The 19678-nt window shown below is 68.4% G+C and carries 17 protein-coding genes; 8 read left to right on the top strand and 9 right to left on the bottom strand.

From position 1 onward, the window contains the following. Positions 1-36 precede the first annotated feature (36 nt). The 3 genes from nrdE to nrdH are packed head-to-tail and all read right to left on the bottom strand — an operon-like array spanning position 37 to position 2852. Entirely contained in the window at positions 37-2181 is a 2145-nt protein-coding gene (nrdE, locus tag F6W70_RS04330) for a class 1b ribonucleoside-diphosphate reductase subunit alpha (RefSeq protein WP_055865022.1), read from the bottom strand. Continuing rightward, entirely contained in the window at positions 2178-2612 is a 435-nt protein-coding gene (nrdI, locus tag F6W70_RS04325) for a class Ib ribonucleoside-diphosphate reductase assembly flavoprotein NrdI (protein ID WP_055865024.1), read from the bottom strand. Before nrdI ends, nrdE begins: the two co-directional genes overlap by 4 nt. Before the next feature lie 6 nt (positions 2613-2618). After that, positions 2619-2852: a glutaredoxin-like protein NrdH gene (nrdH, locus tag F6W70_RS04320; RefSeq protein ID WP_017828869.1), complete on the bottom strand. Its 234-nt coding sequence runs from the start codon at positions 2850-2852 to the stop codon at positions 2619-2621. A 436-nt stretch (positions 2853-3288) separates the two neighbouring features. On the opposite strand from nrdH, the gene F6W70_RS04315 reads away from it, so the two are divergent. From F6W70_RS04315 to F6W70_RS04290, 6 genes are all read left to right on the top strand, one after another. After that, a complete protein-coding gene (locus F6W70_RS04315; RefSeq protein WP_055873783.1) occupies positions 3289-4452 on the top strand; it encodes an MFS transporter in 1164 nt (387 codons plus the stop codon). Further along, positions 4449-5366, top strand: coding sequence for a sugar kinase (locus F6W70_RS04310; protein ID WP_151486000.1), 918 nt, complete (start codon positions 4449-4451; stop codon positions 5364-5366). The genes F6W70_RS04315 and F6W70_RS04310 overlap by 4 nt, the downstream gene beginning before the upstream one ends. 56 nt (positions 5367-5422) lie before the next feature. Next, positions 5423-6181 (top strand): alpha/beta fold hydrolase, encoded by a 759-nt coding sequence (locus tag F6W70_RS04305; RefSeq protein WP_151485999.1) that lies wholly within the window; start codon positions 5423-5425, stop codon positions 6179-6181. Beyond that, positions 6178-7338, top strand: coding sequence for an acyl-CoA dehydrogenase family protein (locus tag F6W70_RS04300; protein WP_151485998.1), 1161 nt, complete (start codon positions 6178-6180; stop codon positions 7336-7338). The genes F6W70_RS04305 and F6W70_RS04300 overlap by 4 nt, the downstream gene beginning before the upstream one ends. 84 nt (positions 7339-7422) lie before the next feature. Beyond that, complete coding sequence (locus F6W70_RS04295) at positions 7423-7890, top strand: Lrp/AsnC family transcriptional regulator (protein ID WP_017828874.1); 468 nt, start codon at positions 7423-7425, stop codon at positions 7888-7890. Continuing rightward, positions 7887-9281, top strand: a complete 1395-nt coding sequence (locus F6W70_RS04290) for an aspartate aminotransferase family protein (RefSeq protein WP_055873797.1) — start codon at positions 7887-7889, stop codon at positions 9279-9281. The genes F6W70_RS04295 and F6W70_RS04290 overlap by 4 nt, the downstream gene beginning before the upstream one ends. A gap of 33 nt (positions 9282-9314) precedes the next feature. On the opposite strand, the gene F6W70_RS04285 is transcribed toward F6W70_RS04290, so the two are convergent. Next, positions 9315-10856 (bottom strand): PucR family transcriptional regulator, encoded by a 1542-nt coding sequence (locus tag F6W70_RS04285; RefSeq protein ID WP_151486627.1) that lies wholly within the window; start codon positions 10854-10856, stop codon positions 9315-9317. Between the two features lie 102 nt (positions 10857-10958). Between F6W70_RS04285 and F6W70_RS04280 the strand changes: the two genes are divergently transcribed. Then, positions 10959-12443, top strand: coding sequence for a CoA-acylating methylmalonate-semialdehyde dehydrogenase (locus F6W70_RS04280; protein WP_151485997.1), 1485 nt, complete (start codon positions 10959-10961; stop codon positions 12441-12443). A gap of 14 nt (positions 12444-12457) precedes the next feature. Then, entirely contained in the window at positions 12458-13846 is a 1389-nt protein-coding gene (locus F6W70_RS04275; RefSeq protein WP_151485996.1) for an aspartate aminotransferase family protein, read from the top strand. Between the two features lie 78 nt (positions 13847-13924). Here the strand turns inward: F6W70_RS04275 and F6W70_RS04270 are convergent, their stop codons facing one another. The 5 genes from F6W70_RS04270 to F6W70_RS04250 are packed head-to-tail and all read right to left on the bottom strand — an operon-like array spanning position 13925 to position 19673. Continuing rightward, on the bottom strand, positions 13925-15592 hold the full coding sequence (locus tag F6W70_RS04270) for an amidohydrolase (protein ID WP_151485995.1): 1668 nt from the start codon (positions 15590-15592) through the stop codon (positions 13925-13927). Next, positions 15589-16464 carry an ABC transporter permease gene (locus F6W70_RS04265; protein WP_318278790.1) on the bottom strand — a complete coding sequence of 292 codons (876 nt, stop codon included), beginning with the start codon at positions 16462-16464 and terminating at the stop codon, positions 15589-15591. Before F6W70_RS04265 ends, F6W70_RS04270 begins: the two co-directional genes overlap by 4 nt. Beyond that, positions 16461-17345, bottom strand: a complete 885-nt coding sequence (locus tag F6W70_RS04260; protein WP_055865053.1) for an ABC transporter permease — start codon at positions 17343-17345, stop codon at positions 16461-16463. The genes F6W70_RS04265 and F6W70_RS04260 overlap by 4 nt, the downstream gene beginning before the upstream one ends. After that, a complete protein-coding gene (locus F6W70_RS04255; RefSeq protein WP_151485994.1) occupies positions 17338-18516 on the bottom strand; it encodes a polyamine ABC transporter substrate-binding protein in 1179 nt (392 codons plus the stop codon). The genes F6W70_RS04260 and F6W70_RS04255 overlap by 8 nt, the downstream gene beginning before the upstream one ends. Next, positions 18513-19673, bottom strand: a complete 1161-nt coding sequence (locus F6W70_RS04250; RefSeq protein WP_055873811.1) for an ABC transporter ATP-binding protein — start codon at positions 19671-19673, stop codon at positions 18513-18515. The genes F6W70_RS04255 and F6W70_RS04250 overlap by 4 nt, the downstream gene beginning before the upstream one ends. Between the last annotated feature and the right edge of the window lie 5 nt (positions 19674-19678).

Here is a 19678-nt window from a genome sequence, read left to right as displayed (position 1 = left end):
TTTCTCGGGATTCAGAGTTCTCAGGTCAACAACAGGTCAGAGCATGCACGAGACGCACTCGGCCATGTCGGTGCCCTCGAGCGCCAGCTGACGCAGGCGGATGTAGTAGATCGTCTTGATGCCCTTGCGCCATGCGTAGATCTGCGCCTTGTTGATGTCACGCGTGGTGGCGGTGTCCTTGAAGAACAGCGTCAGCGACAGGCCCTGGTCGACGTGCTGCGTGGCCGCGGCGTACGTGTCGATGACCTTCTCGTAGCCGATCTCGTACGCGTCCTGGTAGTACTCCAGGTTGTCGTTCGTCATGAACGCCGCCGGGTAGTAGACGCGACCGAGCTTGCCTTCCTTGCGGATCTCGATCTTCGACGCGATCGGGTGGATCGACGACGTCGAGTTGTTGATGTACGAGATCGAACCGGTCGGCGGCACGGCCTGCAGGTTCTGGTTGTAGATGCCGTGCTTCTGGATCGACGCCTTCAGCTCAGCCCAGTCGTCCTGTGTCGGGATGTGCTTGCCGGCGAAGAGCTCCTTGACCTTCTCGGTCGCGGGGACCCAGGCCTGGTCGATGTACTTGTCGAAGAACTCGCCCGATGCGTAGGTCGAGTCCTCGAACCCGTCGAACGTGGTGCCGCGCTCGATGGCGAGGTTGTTCGACGCACGCAGCGCGTGGAACAGCACCGTGTAGAAGTAGATGTTCGTGAAGTCGATGCCCTCTTCGGAGCCGTAGTACACGTGCTCGCGAGCGAGGTACCCGTGCAGGTTCATCTGGCCGAGGCCGATCGCGTGAGAGCGGTCGTTGCCGTCTTCGATCGAGCGCACCGAGCCGATGTGGCTCTGGTCGCTCACTGCGGTGAGAGCGCGGATCGCCGTCTCGACGGTCTGTCCGAGGTCGTCGGCGTCCATCGACAGCGCGATGTTCATCGAGCCGAGGTTGCAGGAGATGTCCTTGCCGATGTTGTCGTACGACAGGTCGGCGTTGTACGTGGTCGGCGTGTTCACCTGCAGGATCTCGCTGCAGAGGTTGGACATGTTGATCCGACCCTTGATCGGGTTGGCCTTGTTCACCGTGTCTTCGAACATGACGTACGGGTAGCCGGACTCGAACTGGATCTCGGCGACGGTCTGGAAGAACTCGCGCGCGTTGATCTTGGTCTTCTTGATGCGCGGGTCGTCGACCATCTCGCGGTACTTCTCGGTGACCGAGATGTCGCCGAACGGAACGCCGTAGACCTTCTCGACGTCGTACGGCGAGAACAGGTACATGTCCTCGTCGTTCTTGGCGAGCTCGAACGTGATGTCCGGCACAACGACGCCCAGAGACAGCGTCTTGATGCGGATCTTCTCGTCGGCGTTCTCGCGCTTGGTGTCGAGGAAGCGCATGATGTCGGGGTGGTGGGCGTTGAGGTACACCGCGCCGGCGCCCTGACGCGCACCGAGCTGGTTGGCGTAGCTGAAGCTGTCTTCGAGGAGCTTCATCACCGGGATGATGCCCGAGGACTGGTTCTCGATCTGCTTGATCGGCGCACCCGATTCGCGGATGTTCGACAGCAGCAGGGCGACGCCGCCGCCGCGCTTGGAGAGCTGCAGGGCGGAGTTGATGCCGCGGGCGATCGACTCCATGTTGTCTTCGATGCGCAGCAGGAAGCAGCTGACGAGCTCGCCGCGCTGCGCCTTTCCGGCGTTGAGGAAGGTCGGGGTGGCCGGCTGGAAGCGGCCGGAGATGATCTCCTCGACGAGGGCGACGGCGAGCTTCTCATCGCCGTCTGCGAGTCCGAGGGCGGTCATGACGACACGGTCCTCGAAGCGCTCGAGGTAGCGCTTGCCGTCGAACGTCTTGAGCGTGTAGCTCGTGTAGTACTTGAACGCGCCGAGGAAGGTCTCGAAGCGGAACTTCTTGCCGTAGGCGAGGTCGTTGAGCTTCTGGATGAACTCCATCGAGTACTTCTCGATGACGGCACCCTCGTAGTACTCCTTCTCCACGAGGTAGTCCAGGCGCTCCTTGAGCGAGTGGAAGAACACCGTGTTCTGGTTCACGTGCTGCAGGAAGTACTCCCGTGCGGCGCGCTTGTCGGCGTCGAACTGGATCTTGCCGTCCGCGTCGTACAGGTTGAGCATCGCGTTGAGGGCGTGATAGTCGAGACCCTCATAGGAGGGGTTCGCCTTGAATGCCGCTGTCTCGGTCACTGAAGCTGCCACCGTCGTTCCAATCCGTCGCTCACGCGATCCACATCGTCTTGTGTGCCGAAGATCTCGAGCCGATACAAGTGAGGCACGTTGCACTTGCGGCTGATGATGTCGCCGGCGAGGCAGAACGCCTCGCCGAAGTTGGTGTTGCCCGCGGAGATCACGCCGCGGATGTGGCGCCGGTTGCGCTCGTCGTTGAGAAACCGGATCACCTGTTTCGGAACGGCGCCCTTCTCGACGCCGCGCCCTGCTCCCCCGCCGTAGGTGGGGGTGACCAGCACGAAGGGCTCGTCGATGACGAGGTCTTCTTCGTGCCGGTGGAGGGGGATGCGTCGGGACGGGAGCCCGAGCTTCTCGATGAACCGCGCGGTGTTACCCGAGACGCTCGAGAAGTAGATCAGGAGCGGCGCTGCGGTCGCGACGGCGCTCATGGGGCGTCACGCCAGACGGGAGGCGAGCTCGTCGATCTTGTCGGGACGGAAGCCCGACCAGTGACCCTCGTCGGTGACGACGACGGGTGCCTGCATGTAGCCGAGCGCCTTGACCTGCTCGAGCGCCGTCGGGTCTTCCGACAGGTCGAGGATCTCGTACTCGATGCCCTTGGCATCCAGGGCACGGTAGGTGGCGTTGCACTGAACGCAGGAAGGCTTTGTGTAGACCGTGATCGACATCTTTTTCGTAACCCCTCAAATCTCTGGCCTGCTTCTCATCAGGCTGTTTCCCGGTAGACCCCTGCCGGGACTTCAATACTACATATGGGGACCGACATTGGGGGCGACCACAAGGGGTAGTAGTTACATCCTTGTAGTTATCCACCGTTCTCTACAGATACAACACAGGTTCTCCACCGTTTCTTCCACAGGCAGAGACCCCGTACGGGGACACTCGAACCGCAGGAAATCGCGGCTGGGAAGCACCCGTGAGCGATCTGTCCACAGGGGCGACCATACGAGGGGCTTCGGACATTCCGAGACCTGTGGAAACTCCCTCTCGGCGTGTCGGCGGCGTGTCGCATCCGTACCCGCTTCGACGCTCCCCGCCGGGTGCCGGTACCGTTGTCTGGTGGCGGGATATCGGGATCTTCTTCGCACGCCGGGAGTGGCGCGCATGATCGCTGCTCAGCTGACGGCGCGCTTCCCCAACGGGATGATGTCGCTGGCGATCCTGCTGCATGTCGAGCAGCAGACGGGGTCTTACGGATCTGCCGGTCTGGTGCTCGCCGCGACCAGTGTGGGGCAGGCGATCGCCGGCCCCATCACCAGCCGGTGGATGGGCGTCTGGGGCATGCGTCGCGTGATCACCCTCACCCTGTCGGTATGCGTCGTGGCGGTGCTGTGCCTCGCCCTGCTCCCGCTCGAAGTACCGGGGTACATGGCGCTCGGGATGGTCGCGGGCCTCTCCACTCCGCCGGTCCAGGCCGCGGTCCGTACGATCTACCCCAAGCTCGTGAACTCGTCGAACCTCACTCCGTTGTTCTCCCTCGACGCCTCGCTGCAGGAGATCATCTGGGTGCTGGCCCCCGTCGTGATCACGCTCGTCTCCACCCAGGTCGGCACCGCGGAGGGACTGCTGCTGGTGGCGATCATCCTCGTCGGCGGCGGAGCGTGGTTCATCCTCTCCCCCGAGGTCGGGCGCGTGCGCATCCCACGCAGTCGCAACGCTCTCGGCAAGGTCGTGCTCAAGCCGCCCGTGCTGCTGGCGACCGTGATCGGCTTCCTCCTGATCGGGGCCTGCGCCGCCGTGGAGGTCGGCGTGGTCGCGACGTTCGAGCACGGAAGCCTCGCCGCCGGTCTCGTGCTCGCCGTGTTCTCGGCCGGAAGCCTCGCCGGCGGTCTGGCGTTCGGACACATCCCCATCGGGCCGTGGGCCATGGCGCGCCGGCTGCTGATCGTGACGATCGGGCTCGGCCTGACGATGGTCATGCTCAACGTCTTCTGGCTGGGCGGCACCCTGATCCTCGCCGGCATCGGCATCGCCCCCGCTCTCGCCGTGCTCTTCGCCATCACCTCGGCCAGCGTGAAGTTCAGCGAGACCGCTGAGGCGTTCGGATGGGCAGGCACCGGTCAGCTCATCGGCGCCGCGGCAGGGTCCGCCGTCGCAGGCTTCCTCGTCGATGTCGGCGACTGGCGCGGTGCGTACCTCGCCGCCACGATCTTCGCCGCGGTCGGGCTCCTCGTCGCCGTCGTCTTCGTCCGCTCCTTCCCCGACCTGCGTCACCGCGACGCGAGCCCGCATCCCGACACCGAACCCCTGGCGGTCACCCCCTCATGAGCTCCTCCTCCTCGACCTCTGCCCCCGAGATCGTCTGCATCGGCGAGACCATGGCGCTGATCACCCCGACGGACGCCCGGCTGGCCGATGCCGCCGCGGCGACGATCGGTCTCGCCGGCGCGGAGTCCAACGTGGCTGCCGGCGCAGCCTCCACCGGGCACCGCGTCGCCTGGGCATCGCGTCTGGGCGCTGACCCCCTCGGCGACCGCGTCGCCACCGAGCTCGAGCACCGAGGCGTGGAGCTGTGGATCGACCGCGATGCCACCGCGCCGACCGGCGTCATGTTCAAGGATCCGGGAGCGGAGTCGTCCTCCGTCTACTACTACCGTCAGGGATCAGCCGCTTCCCGCATGGAGCCGGGATTCCTCACGACCGCGCAGCTCCAGGGCGTGCGGATCGTGCACACCACCGGGATCACCCCTGCGCTCTCCGCGTCGTGTCGTGAGATGGTCGATCGGCTCTTCAACGACGCACGGGCGGCAGGCGCTCTCGTGTCGTTCGACGTGAACGACCGTCGTCCGCTGTGGAGCACGCAGGAGGCGGCCGAGACTCTCGCCCGCCTCGCGGACGCCGCGGACATCACCTTCGTCGGCCGCGACGAGGCCGAACGCATCTGGGGCACGGCGACGCCGGCCGAGATCCGCGCATTCCTCCCGAACTGCGCGCTGCTGGTCGTCAAGGACGGCGACGTCGGCGCCACCGCCTTCGACGGCGACGCCGAACCGGTGTTCGTCCCCGCCCCCGTGGTCGACGTCGTCGAACCGGTTGGCGCAGGCGACGCGTTCGCCTCCGGATTCCTGGCGGCCACCCTCGAGGGAGCCGACCTCGCCGCACGCCTGTCCGCCGGCCACGCGGCCGCCGAGCGCGTGCTGACGATCGCTGCCGACCTTCCGCCGCTGGTGACGCTCAGCTGAACGCCGCGGGCTCCCCCGCCAGGGCTACCCCGCTCCCCCGGTCGTAGGCTGGTGCCATGCCCGCACCGCTCACTCTGCCCCGCATCTCGTGGGGCTCCCCGTCGGCATCCCGGCGAGCGCTTCTGGTTCACGGCCTCGGGTCGTCCGGCGCTCTGATGTGGCGTCTCGGCGACGCTCTCGCCGATGCGGGATGGCAGGCGACAGCCGTGGATCTGCGGGGTCACGGCGACGCGCCGCGCTCCCTGGACTACTCGGTCGCCGCATACGGTGTCGACCTCGCCGTCACGCTCCCCGAAGGCGGCGGCGCGTGGGACGCAGTCATCGGCCACTCGCTCGGCGGCGCCGCCAGCACGGTCGCCGCAGCATCCGCTGCGGAATGGACGCGGCGTCTCGTGCTCATCGATCCCGCGATCCACGTGGACGGACGCGATGCGGCGATCGTCCGCCGCAGCCAGGAGCGCGCATTCGCCGACACCCGGCTCGAGGTCGTGCAGCAGGAGCATCCGCACTGGCATCCGCAGGATCAGGAGCTCAAGGTCGACGCCGTCCTGCGCGCGAGCGCCTGGGCCGTGGAGCAGACCAGCGCCCAGAACCAGCCGTGGGACGTGCGCGCCGAGGCCGCGCGGCTGTGCGTGCCCACGCACGTGATCGGCGCCGACCCCGCTGTCTACAGCATCTTCACGGGTGCTCTCGCCGACGAGGTCCTCGCCGCGAACCCCTTGATCTCCCTGTCGGTCGTCGAGGGCGCGGGGCACTCCCTGCACCGCGATCGCCCGGAGGAATCCGTCCGTCAGCTTCTGGAGGCACTGGCATGAGCACGTTCGATCCCGCGAAGTTCCTCCCCGACGACCTTCTCGAGCGCATCCGCGAGCGCGCACCGATCCATGACCGCGAGAACACCTTCCCCGCGCAGGACCTGGACGAGCTGCGGGCCGCGGGATACCTGTCGATCCTGGTGCCGACCGCGCGCGGGGGCGCCGGACTCGGACTCGCCGAAGCCGCGATCCTGCAGCAGCGTCTCGCGGGTGCCGCACCGGCGACCGCCCTGGCCGTCAACATGCACCTCGTGTGGACGGGCGTCGCCAAGGTCTTCTCCGACCGCGGCGTACCCGGACTGGAGTTCGTGCAGGACGGGGCGGTCGCGGGCGAGGTCTTCGCCTTCGGCATCAGCGAGGGAGGCAACGACCTGGTGCTGTTCGGCAGCGACACCGCAGCCGTGCCCGATGGCGACGGCGGATACTCCTTCACCGGCACCAAGATCTTCACCTCCCTCGCCCCGGTGTGGACGCGACTGGGCCTGCACGGGCTCGACACCACGAGCCCCGACGCGCCCCAGCTCGTGTTCGCCTTCATCGAGCGGACGGATGCGGTCACCACCTCCGACGACTGGGACACCCTCGGCATGCGCGGCACGCAGAGTCGCACCACGCGGCTGAACGGCGCCGTCGCCGATGCCGCGCACGTGGTGCGCCGTATCGACCCGGGCCCCAGCCCCGACCCCATCGTGTTCGGCATCTTCTCGGTCTTCGAGATCCTGCTCGCGTCCGTCTACACAGGCATCGCCCGCCGAGCACTGGAACTCGCCGTCACGACGGCGCAGAAGCGGCACTCGAAGAAGACGGGTCTCGCCTACAGCCAGGATCCCGACATCCGCTGGCGCATCGCCGACATGGCGATCGCCTATGACGCGCTGCCGCCGCAGATCGCCGCGCTCGCACGCGATGTGGACGACCGTGTCGATCACGGCGCGCGGTGGTTCCCGCAGCTCTCCGGCGTCAAGCACCGTGCGATCACGATGGCCAAGCATGTCGTCGACGAGGCGATGCTCGTCGCCGGCGGCGGGTCGTACTTCTCCGCCAACGAGCTCTCCCGCCTCTACCGCGACGTGCTGGCCGGGGCGTTCCACCCCTCCGACCCCGAATCCGCGCACGCCACCGCGGCGAGCGCGTGGCTGGGCCCTCTCGAAAGCTGAGTTTTTCTGCCGATTCCGCTGGACGAATGGCCATATTCTGCGAAATCGGTTGCCGAGAGCATCGTGGAGTGCGAGGATCGCACCATGAGTCCGGCGAAGAAGCACCCTTCCCTCGATGCGGTCTCGAAGACGATCGTCGAGCTGCTCCAAGAGGACGGCCGTCGTTCCTACTCCGAGATCGGCCGCACCGTCGGGATGAGCGAAGCGGCCGTGCGCCAGAGGGTGCAGCGGCTGACCGAGTCCGGTGTCATGCAGATCGTCGCCGTCACCGATCCGATGCAGCTGGGCTTCCATCGCCAGGCCATGATCGGCGTGCGCGTGTCCGGCGATGCCCGCCGCGTCGCCGAGGCGATCGCCGCGATCGACGCCGTGGACTACGTCGTCATCACGGTCGGCTCCTTCGACGTCCTCGCCGAGGTGGTCTGCGAGGACGATGACGACCTGCTCGCACTGATCAACGACGTCATCCGCCCGATCGAGGGCGTCCTCTCCACCGAAACCTTCATATACGCCAAGCTGCAGAAGCAGCTCTACAACTGGGGGACCAGATGAGCATCGCACGCACCATCCCGTCGGAATCCGAGCTGCAGACGATGGCGAAGGATCATCTCTGGATGCACTTCACCCGGCAGTCCACGATGGCCGAGTCTGGTGTGCCCATCATCGTCAAGGGCGAGGGTCATCGGATCTGGGACGCCAAGGGCAAGGAGTACTTCGACGGCCTCGCCGGACTCTTCGTCGTGAACGCCGGCCACGGTCGGCGACGACTGGCAGAGGCCGCGGCGGCACAGGCGTCCGAGCTGGCGTTCTTCCCGCTGTGGTCGTATGCGCACCCGGCGGCGATCGAACTGGCCGACCGCCTCGCAGACGAGGCACCCGGCGACCTGAACAAGGTCTTCTTCTCCACCGGTGGCGGCGAGGCGGTCGAGACCGCCTTCAAGCTCGCCAAGCACTACTGGAAGCTGCAGGGAAAGCCCGCCAAGCACAAGGTCATCTCGCGCGCGGTGGCGTACCACGGCACCCCGCAGGGCGCTCTGGCGATCACCGGCATCCCGGCGATGAAGTCGATGTTCGAACCGGTCACCCCCGGCGGCTTCCGCGTGCCGAACACCAACTTCTACCGCGCGGCCGAGATGGGCGGGCCCGCCGATGACCTCGAGGCCTTCGGCCGGTGGGCGGCCGACCGCATCGAGGAGATGATCCTCTTCGAAGGGGCCGACACCGTGGCCGCGGTCTTCCTCGAGCCCGTGCAGAACTCCGGCGGATGCTTCCCGCCCCCTCCCGGCTACTTCGCCCGCGTGCGCGAGATCTGCGACCGCCACGACGTGCTGCTCGTCTCGGACGAGGTCATCTGCGCCTTCGGCCGCCTCGGACACACGTTCGCGTGCACGGGCCTGGGCTACGTGCCCGACATGATCACGTGCGCCAAGGGCATGACGAGCGGCTACTCCCCCATCGGGGCGACGATCATCAGCGACCGCATCTACGAGCCCTTCTCGAAGGGCGACATGTCCTTCCCGCACGGCTACACCTTCGGCGGACACCCGGTCTCGGCCGCGGTCGCGCTGGAGAACCTCGCGATCTTCGACGAGGAGGGGCTGAACGCGCACGTGCGTGAGAACTCCCCGCTGTTCCGCTCCGAGCTCGAGAAGCTGCTCGATCTGCCGCTGGTCGGCGACGTGCGCGGCGACGGGTACTTCTTCGGCATCGAGCTCGTGAAGGACAAGGCGACCAAGGAGACCTTCGACGACGCCGAGTCGGAGCGGCTGCTGCGCGGCTTCCTCTCCCCCGCCCTGTTCGAAGCCGGTCTGTACTGCCGTGCGGATGACCGCGGCGACCCCGTGATCCAGCTCGCACCGCCGCTCACCGTCGGGCCTTCGGAGTTCCGCGAGATCGAGCAGATCCTGCGGGATGTGCTCACGCGCGCGCAGTCGGTCCTCTGACCGTCGCGGATACGGCACTGCGCGGCGCGAAGGTCACACGACCGGCGCCGCGCTCCGCTTCGCCAGCAGCGCGAGGTGGAGTGCGGCGAGGGTCTCCCCGTCGTCGAGGTCGACATCGAGCAGGTCGCCGATCAGCGTGAGTCGCTGGTAGAAGACGGAGCGTGAGAGGTGGCTCGCGGCTGCGGCTGCCGAGCGGTTGCCGGGGTGCGCCACGAGCGCCGCCAGCACATCGAGCAGGTCGCCACGGCGCTCGCGGTCGTGCGTCACGAGCGGCGCCAGCATCCGCTCGCTGTGTGCGAGCAGGCGATGGTCGTCGCGCAACGAGGCGACGAAGCGCTCGAGCGGACGGTCGTCCACGCGCCGCACGCGCGGACCGCCATCCGAACGGTCGCTGGCCGCCAGATCGCGCGCGGCCCGCAGCGAGGCGAGCAGACCCAGCACCTCCTCCGCAGGGGGCCCGACGAAGACCGTGCGGTCAGGACCGACCAGGCTCGCGACGAGCGCATCCGACAGCGGAACGGATGCCGGCAGCGACAGCAGTGCGACATCGTCGTCACCCACCCGCGCGGCGACCACCGCGACCCCGAGCTGCGCCGCGCGGTGCGCAAGGTGCACCGCAGGTTCCGTGCCACGTGCCACGATGCCGTGGCAGTGCCGCCCCGCGAGCAGGAAGCCGCTGGTCGCGAGGCGGGCCTCGATGTCATCCGGACTCGCGAACCGCGCGCCGAGCAGGTCGTCGATGAGGCCGCGCTGTGCAAGCAGCGACCACTCGGAATCACCGCCGTCCGCGAGGCACCCGAAGGCGAGGGCCGTGGCCCCCTGTTCGAGCACGGTGAGCCGGCCGGCCGGATGCGCGGGTCCGGGGAGCGCGAGCAGGGTCCCCCACCGCACGCCGCGCGCCTGCACCGGCACGCGGTCGGCGGAGCGCAGCATTCCCAGCGCCTGGGCCACCGGCATCCGCAGGGTCTCGTGCGCGATCACCTCGCGCGCCAGGTTCTCCAGCACGACGGGTGCGCCGAGCGCCCGCGCCGTCTCGGCGACGACGACGTCGGCCGGGGCTCCCCGCAGGCTCAGCGCCGTGAAGAGTTCGTGCAGGTGCTGGCGTTCGCGCAGCGCCATGGTCTGCGCGGCGATCAGCGCGCGGTGCACGGTCTCGGTGACGGCGACGAACTTGACCTCGCTGGTCAGTGCGATCAGCGCGAGCCCGCGCTGATCGCACACCTCGACCACGGCATCCGGGATGCGCGCCTGACCGGAGCCGAGCTCGACCACGATGCCCGCGACCCCGGCCTGGTGCAGTCCCTGGGCGAAAGCACGCAGCTCCGCCGCAGCGGTCGGCCAGCCGGCCCCGGTGCTGAGCAGGAGTTCCCCGCCGTCGAGCAGACGGGCGACACCGGCGCTGTCGGACACGTGCACCCAGCGCACGGCGGCATCGAGCGCACTGCCGCCGACGATCAGCTCGGGAGCGCCCGCCTGCAGCACGGGCTCTGCGAGCACATCGGCGACCGTGAGGAGTGCGTCACCGCGTGTCGGACGATCTGTCCGGATGAAGCGGAAGTCCTGACGTTCTGACATCACGATCAGCTCCCTCGCTCTGTGATCATTGAGGAGCACAAGCCTATCGAACACCGGTCAGAGTGTTCGAACCCCGCATTCTTCAGCCCTCGGAGGAACATCGTGGACATCGTCCGTCACGTCATCAACGGCACGGAGACCGCCGAAGCGGCCCGCACCGGTCAGATCTTCGACCCCGCAACGGGTCAGGTGTCCAAGCAGGTCGCCTTCGCATCGGCGGCCGAGGTGGAGACCGCGATCGCCGCGGCTGCGGCCGCCCTGACGGCCTGGCGCGAGACGAGCCTGATCAAACGCGCCGACGTGTTCTTCCGCCTTCGCCAGCTGTTGAAGGAGCGCACGCCCGAGCTGGCCGCGATCGTCACCTCCGAGCACGGCAAGGTGCTCTCGGATGCCGCCGGCGAGGTGTCGCGCGGCATCGAGAACGTCGAGTTCGCTGCCGGACTCGTGCACCTTCTCAAGGGCGAGCGCAGCGAGCAGGTCTCGCGCGGTGTCGACGTGCACTCGGTCAAGCAGCCGGTCGGCGTCGTCGCCGCGATCACCCCGTTCAACTTCCCCGTGATGGTGCCGCTGTGGATGGTGGCCTCGGCCATCGCCTGCGGCAACACGGTCGTGCTCAAGCCGAGCGAGAAGGACCCGTCCGCCGCGGTGTGGCTCGCGAAGCTCTTCACCGAGGCCGGTCTCCCCGACGGCGTGCTCAACGTCGTCCACGGCGACAAGGAGGCCGTGGACGCGATCCTCGACTCCTCCAGGGTCGACGCCGTCAGCTTCGTCGGCTCCACCCCGATCGCCCGCTCGATCTACCAGCGCGCCTCGGCTGCCGGCAAGCGCGTGCAGGCCCTCGGCGGCGCCAAGAACCACATGGTCGTCATGCCCGACGCCGACATCGATGCGGCCGCAGACGCCGCGGTCTCCGCCGCCTACGGCTCCGCCGGCGAGCGCTGCATGGCCGTCTCGGTGCTGGTCGCGGTGGGCGACATCGCCGATGACCTGGTCTCCGCCATCGCCTCCCGCATCGGCGGGCTGAAGATCGGCGCCGGCACGGATGCCGAAAGCGAGATGGGTCCGCTCATCACCCGCGAGCACCGCGACAAGGTCGCCTCCTATGTCACCGGCGCCGAAGCCGAGGGCGCGACGGTCGTCGTCGACGGCACGCAGAAGCAGTTCGACTCCGAGGGCTTCTTCCTCGGCGTCAGCCTGATCGACCAGGTCGCCCCCGGCATGAAGGTCTACGACGACGAGATCTTCGGCCCGGTGCTGTCGGTCGTGCGCGTCGAGACCTACGCCGAGGCGGTGGCCCTCGTGAACGCGAACGCCTACGGCAACGGCACCGCGATCTTCACGCGAGACGGCGGCACGGCCCGTCAGTACGAGTTCGACATCGAGGTCGGCATGGTCGGGGTCAACGTACCGATCCCTGTGCCGATCGGCGCCTACTCGTTCGGCGGCTGGAAGGACTCGCTGTTCGGCGACTCCCATATCTACGGCCCCGAGTCGGTGCACTTCTACACGCGCTCCAAGGTCGTCACGACCCGCTGGCCCGACCACACCCCGTCGCAGATCGACCTCGGCTTCCCGAGCAACCACTGACAGGAGCGACCACGATGACGAACTTCACCGACCGCCACGGCGTCTCGCACCCGCTCCCCGCCCCCGAGGCCGAGGCGCAGGTGCGTGCCGACGACCGCGGCCACGTGTTCCACTCCTGGAGCGCGCAGGGCATGATCGACCCGATGCCCGTCGCGACGGGCGAGGGCTCGACGTTCTGGGACTACCAGGGCAACGCGTACCTCGACTTCTCCAGCCAGCTCGTGAACCTCAACCTCGGGCACCAGCATCCCGACCTGGTCGCCGCGATCCAGCAGCAGGCGGGGCGTCTCGCGACGATCCAGCCCTCGATCGCGAACGACGTGCGCGGGGAGCTCGCGCGCCTGATCGCCGAGGTCGCCCCGGAAGGACTCGAGAAGGTCTTCTTCACGAACGGCGGCGCCGAAGCCAACGAATACGCGGTGCGCATGGCCCGCCAGTTCACCGGCCGCCGCAAGGTGCTCTCGATGTACCGCAGCTACCACGGCTCCACGTCGACCGCGATCTCGCTCACCGGCGACCCCCGGCGCTGGGCCAACGACACCGTCGATTCCGGGGCCGTGCGCTTCTTCGGGCCCTACCTGTACCGCTCGCCGTTCCACGCCGAGACCCCGGAGCAGGAGTCGGAGCGAGCGCTCGCCCATCTGGAGCAGACGATCCAGCTCGAGGGACCGCAGACGATCGCGGCGATCATCATCGAGACCGTGGTCGGCACGAACGGCGTGCTCGTGCCGCCGCCGGGCTACCTGCAGGGCGTGCGCGCGCTGTGCGACCGCTACGGCATCGTGTACATCGCCGACGAGGTCATGGTCGGCTTCGGTCGCCTGGGCGAGTGGTTCGGCATCGACGCGTTCGACGCGAGCCCTGACCTGATCACCTTCGCGAAGGGTGTGAACTCCGGATACGTGCCCCTCGGCGGCGTGGTGATCTCCGACCGCATCGCGAGCGCCTTCGACACGATGCCGTTCGCCGGCGGACTGACCTACTCCGGTCACCCGCTGGCGTGTGCGGCGGGTGTGGCGACGTTCGAGGTGTTCCGCCGTGACGGCATCCTGGAGCGCGTGCGCGACCTCGGCACGCGAATCGTCGAGCCGACGGTGCGCTCCTGGGCCGAGAAGCACCCGAGCGTCGGCGACGTGCGCGGCCTCGGGCTGTTCTGGGCGGTCGAGCTGGTGCGCGACACGCAGACGCGCGAGCCCCTCGTGCCGTTCAACGCCTCGGGTGCCGACGCCGCCCCGATGGGAGCCTTCGCCGCGGCCGCCAAGAAGGGCGGGGTCTGGCCGTTCACGCACTTCAACCGCATGCACGTGGCGCCGCCGCTGGTGATCAGCGAGGACGACCTGGTGCGCGGACTCGCCGCGCTCGACGACGCGCTCTCCGTGGCCGACGAGGCAGCCGCCGGCTGACACGCGCACACTCACAGACGAAGCCCCGGCGACGCGAGGTCGCCGGGGCTTCGTGTGTGTGCGGGCTCCTCCTGCGGCTCATCCCGCGGAGTCGAACACCCGCTCCCCCTCGACCCAGGTGCCGCGCACCTCGGTCAGACCGATCTCCTCCGCCGGATGCTCGAACGGATCCCGGTCGAGCAGGGCGAGGTCCGCCCGCATGCCCACCGCGATCGTGCCGGTGTCGTCGAGATGGTTCACGCGTGCGGAGCCGGCGGTGTACGCGACGAGCGCGGTGGCGAGGTCGATCGCCTGCTCGGGCAGGAACGCCTCGTAGTCGCCCTCCCACTCGGTCGGCGCGGAGCGGCGGTTGACGGCCACGTGGATAGCGGCGAGCGGGTTGGGCGTGCTCACCGACCAGTCGCTGCCCGCGGCGAGCGTGGCGCCGGAGCGCAGCAGGTCGCCGAACGGATACTGCCAGGTGCTGCGCTGCTCTCCGAGGAACGGGATGGTGAGGTCGACCATCTGCGGCTCGAGCGTCGCCCACAGCATCTGCATGTTGGCGGTGACGTCGAGCGCCCGGAACCGCGGGATGTCGTCGGGGTGCACGACCTGGATGTGGGAGATGTGATGCCTGTTGCCGCGTGGCCCATTGCGCACGAGGGCGGCCTCGACCGCATCCAGGCACTCCCGCACGGCGCGGTCGCCGATCGCGTGGAAGTGCAGTGTGAAGCCCAGGGCATCGAGCCGGGTCGCGGCCTCTTTGAGCAGCTCCGGTTCGACGAACGAGATCCCGGAGTCCTCGCGCGGATGCCCATGGCCGTCGCAGTAGGGCTCGAGCATGGCCGCAGTGAAGTTCTCGGCGACGCCGTCCTGCATGATCTTCACGCTGCGGGCCCGGAAGCGGCCGACAGTGCCGGCGTCGCGGCGGGCGACGATGTCGTCGATCTGCTCCAACCCGCGCGAACGGTCCCACCACAGGGAACCGACGACGCGACCGGTGAGGGCACCGGAGGCCGCGGCCGACAGATACGCAGGGAGCGGGTCGCCCGCGTCGCCGTACTCGGTGCCGACGATCGCATCCTGCCAGGCGGTGACACCGTACGAGTGCAGGTGCCGCTGCCCCTGCAGGAGCGCCTCCACGAGTCGCTCCGGCACCTCGACCGGGAGGAGCCGGTTGACCAGACCCATCGCGCCCTCGTGCAGCGTGCCGCTCGGGGCGCCGCCGGCGTCGCGTTCGATCCGACCGTCGGCAGGATCTGCGGTGTCGCGGGTGATGCCGGCGAGCGCCAGTGCCCGGGAATTGACCCAGGCCCCGTGTCCGTCGCGGTTGGGCAGGAACGCGGGGCGATCGGGCAGCACGGAGTCCAGGTCGGCCGCGGTCGGTGTGCCGCCGGGGAACGCCGACATCTGCCAGCCGCCGCCGAGGATCCACTCGTCGTCCGGATGCTCCGCCGCGTACTCCGCGATCCGCGCCAGGTACTCCTCCCGCGTCGCCAGCGCCGACAGGTCGCAGCGCAGCATGTCGAGACCACCCCAGACCGGGTGCACGTGCGCGTCCTGGAACCCGGGAACCAGCAGCCCGCCATCGAGGTCTACGACCTCGGTGTCCGGTCCGATCAGCGCCGAGACGTCGTGCCCCACCGCGCTGATGCGACCGGCGGTGACCGCCACGGCGCGCGCGGTGGAACGCGCGGCATCCGAGAGGAACACCCGTCCTCCCCGCACGCCGCCGGTGAACACCAGATCTGCATACGTCACTGTCATCCCCCGGCCATCGTGCGGGCGATCTCGGTCGCCGAGTCGCCCGCTCTCTTGAGCACCACCGCCACCAGCGCGAGAGCGAACAGCGTGAGCACCAGCATGATCGTCGACACCGCGGCGATCTCGGGACGCAGGCCGCTGCGCAGCGCGCTGAGCACGTACACCGGCCACGGCGTGGTTCCCGAGACCTGCACGAATGCCGACACGACCGTGTTGTCGAGGCTCAGCGTGAACGACAGCAGGAACCCGGCGAGCACCGCGGGCATCGCGAGCGGGAGCGTGACCTTGAAGAAGGTGCGCACGGGCGGAGCGTAGAGGTCGGCCGAGGCCTCTTCCAGGCGGGCGTCGAGTCCCACCAGGCGGGCCCGCACGACGTACGACACGATGGCGATCGAGAACAGCGACTGTCCGACGACGAGCCGCATGGTGCCGTCGTTGAAGATGCCGATGCCCGCGTCCTGTCCGAGGAAGACGAGCCACGGCAGCAGCGCGACGGCATCCACGATCTCGGGGGTTACCGACACGAGCAGCAGGAGTCCGAGGAACCACCACACCCACTTGCCGGGGTTACGGGCCATCGCGATGCCGGCGAGGGTGCCCAGTGCTGTCGCGAGCAGGGCGGCCAGCAGACCGGTGCGCACCGACACGAGCACGGCGTCGCGGATCGCCGGTTTGTTCACGATCGCGAGGAAGGAGTCGAACCCGAAGTGGTCCCATGACACCAGCAGGCGCCCGACGTTGAACGAGTAGGCGATGATCACGAGGATCGGCAGGAACAGGAACAGGAACACCAGTGCCGCCCAGATCGGGAGCACGAAGCGTCCGGCTCCGCGGCGCGCGCGCGGCGCCGGCACGGTGGTCTTGGTATCGGTCATGATCCCTCCCCCAGGACGAGGCGGTGGCGTTGTCGGAGCGGCAGCGTCACGAGCCAGAGCAGACCTGCGGCGAGCGCGATCGAGATCATGATGACGATGATCAGCAGCACGGCCATCGCCGAGCCCAGCGCCCAGTTCTGGGCGGTCTGGAACTGACTCGCCACCACCTGCCCGATCATGTTGCCCTTCGCTCCTCCGAGCACGGTGGCGGTGATGTAGTCGCCCATCAGCGGGATGTAGACGAGGAGCACACCGGCGATGATGCCGGGCCTGGCCAACGGCACGGTCACCCGGAGGAAGGTCGTGATGCTGTTCGCCCCGAGATCCTTGCTCGCCTCTCGCAGCGGGCCGGAGACCCGGTCGAACGCCACGAACAGGGGCAGGATCATCAGCGGCAGATAGTTGTAGACGACGCCGAGCAGCACGGCCCCGCGCGAGTACAGCAGATCGAGCGGGCCGGGGATGACCCCGATGCCCTGCAGCAGCTGCGAGAGCCACCCCTCGGGGGCGAGGATCACCTGCCAGCCGATGGTGCGCACGAGGAAGTTCGTCCAGAACGGCACCATCACCAGCGCGAGCAGCAGCCCGCGCTTCGACGGCGGGGCTTTCACCGCGATCCAGTACGCGACGGGGCCGCCGATGACCAGGCACAGCACGGTGCCGAGGATGCCGATCCACAGCGTGTTCAGGAAGGTGCTGAAGAACGTCGGAGAGAGCGCCTCGAGATAGCGGTCGAAGGAGAGGTGGTCGAGCGCGTGCGTGGCGAAGATGCTCGGCTTGTAGCCGAAGCTGAACACCACGACCATGAAGATCGGGGCGACGAAGAAGATGAGCAGCCAGGCCCACGCGGGGATGGCGAGACCGAACTTGAGCTTAGGCACCGGCAGCCGCCTTCATCGAGTTCCAGATCGAGACGACGCGGTCCTGCGCATCGGTGAGCTTGCCCTCGTGCATGGTCTCCACCTGGTTCTCGTCGAAGAACACCATGTCGAGTCGTTCGAGACCCGCGGCCTCCGCCTCTTCGCGGATGCCGCTGATCCCGGTGTCGTAGCCGATGTAGTCCACCTGCGCGAGCTGCACATCGGGCTGCAGCACGAAGTCGATGAACGCGTGCGCGGCCTCGGGGTGCGGGGCACCGGCGGCGATCGCCCAGTTGTCCATCCACAGCTCGGTCGCCGGGCTCCCCAGCACCCACTGCCAGCGGTCGGGGTCGTCGGACTCGAAGATGCCGAGCCGCGCGTCGCCATTGTAGGACTGCAGCAGCGCGTGCGAGGCCTGGGGAATCGATGAACCGCCGGGATACGAGTCGAACGCCGAGACGTGCGGCGCGAGATCCTTCACCAGGAACTTCTCGACGGCGTCGAGGTCGTCGGGATCCGTGGTCGTCCAGTCGATGCCGTTGGCCCAGAAGTAGATGCCCAGCAGCGGCGCCGGGTCGTCGAGCACCGAGGTCGAACCGGAGGCCTCGTTCTGCGCGGCGTCGATGAAGTCGTTCCAGGTCGTGAGCTCTCGCGAGATCACCCTCTTGTCGTAGACGAAGCCCGTGGTCCCCCAGGCCTTGCACACCGAGTACTCGTTGCCGGGGTCCCACGAGCGCCCGCGGAACTCGGGCGCCACGTGCTTCATGTTCGGGAGCAGGTCGAGGTTGAACTTCTGCAGGAGTCCGTTCTCGGCCATCGGCCCGACGAAGACTCCGGTCGGTACGACGATGTCGTATCCCGAGGTGCCGCGCGCCGCGACGAGCTTGGCGATCAGCTCCTCGTTCGAGTTGAAGGCGTCGAGCACGATGCGCGGGCCGTTCTCCGCGGTGAACTGCTCGAGCACCTCCGGGGCGTCGTAGTCGCCCCAGCTGTAGATGGAGAGCTTGTCCTCGAGGGGGCCGCCCTTGGCGTGCACCGCCGCGGCGTTCTGCCCCGGCGCGCATGCGCTGAGCACGACCGCCCCTCCCGCCATGATCGCGGTGGCGAGGAAGCCGCGCCGGGTCAGCTCGGTGCGGATCACCCGCGCAGCGCTCCGATGCGCCAGCACGCGCACCGGGGGCACGCCCGTCACCGGCCGCCGTCCTTGGGCAGGGTGATCACGTGCGTCGCGGTGGTCGGGATGCCCTCGGCGGCGAACAACCGTGCATCCGCCGGGCTCCAGACACAGCGGACGACGTCGTCGACCCCCACCGACGGGGCGGTCGGTGCGGGCATACGCGAGAGGAATGTGGCGTCCTCACCGATGCGGACCGCGACCTGCAGGGTCTCGCCGAGGTGGGAGACCCCCAGCACACGTCCGGGGACTCCGGCGCCCTCCCCCTGCTCCAGACGGATGTACTCCGGCCGGATCGCGGCGACGGCCGGTTGTCCTGCGGCGACACGCTCGCCACCCCACCGACCGGAGATCGCCCCGATGGCGGTGTCGACCGCGTTCCCGTCTGCGCGCACGGTGCCGTGCACGAAGTTCTGCTGCCCGATGAAGGAGGCGACGTACGCCGAGGCGGGCTCCGCGTAGATGGCCGCCGGTGCGTCGAGCTGCTCGATCCGCCCCGCACGCATCACGGCGATCCGATCGCTCATCGACAGCGCCTCGGCCTGATCGTGCGTGACGAACACGAAGGTCGTGCCGAGCCGTGCCTGCAGCAGCTTCAGCTCGAGCTGCATCTCTTCGCGCAGCTGCCGGTCCAGCGCTGCCAGCGGCTCGTCCAGCAGGAGGACGCTCGGCCTGTTGATGAGCGCCCGCGACAGGGCGATGCGCTGTTGCTGCCCTCCGGAGAGCTGCGTCGGCTTGCGGTCGGCGAACGCCCGCAGCTGCACCATGTCGAGCGCTTCGCTCACGCGCTCGCGCTGCTCGGCTTTCGGCACGCGCCGCTGCTGCAGCCCGTACGCGACGTTCTCGGCGACCGTCAGATGCGGGAAGAGGGCATACGCCTGGAAGACGGTGTTGACCTCGCGCCGATAGGGCGGGAGGTTCAGGACGCTGCGACCGGAGATGAGGATGTCGCCGGCGTCCGGGAACTCGAAGCCCGCGATCATGCGCAGAGTCGTCGTCTTGCCGCAGCCGGAGGGCCCGAGGAGAGAGAGGAACTCTCCCGGCTGCACATCCAGACTCAGGTCGTCGACGGCGGTGGCAGCACCGTAGCGCTTGGTGACGCCGTCGATGCGGACCGCACCGGTGGTGGCGGGTGCGTCGAGTGTCGCCGTCGACGTTCGGGTGGTGTCGGGCATGGAGC

Source organism: Microbacterium maritypicum, assembly GCF_008868125.1.
In the GTDB taxonomy this organism is placed as follows: domain Bacteria; phylum Actinomycetota; class Actinomycetes; order Actinomycetales; family Microbacteriaceae; genus Microbacterium; species Microbacterium maritypicum.
The sequence above is the reverse complement of the archived record's forward strand: the minus strand, read 5'-3'. Positions and strand labels throughout refer to the sequence as shown.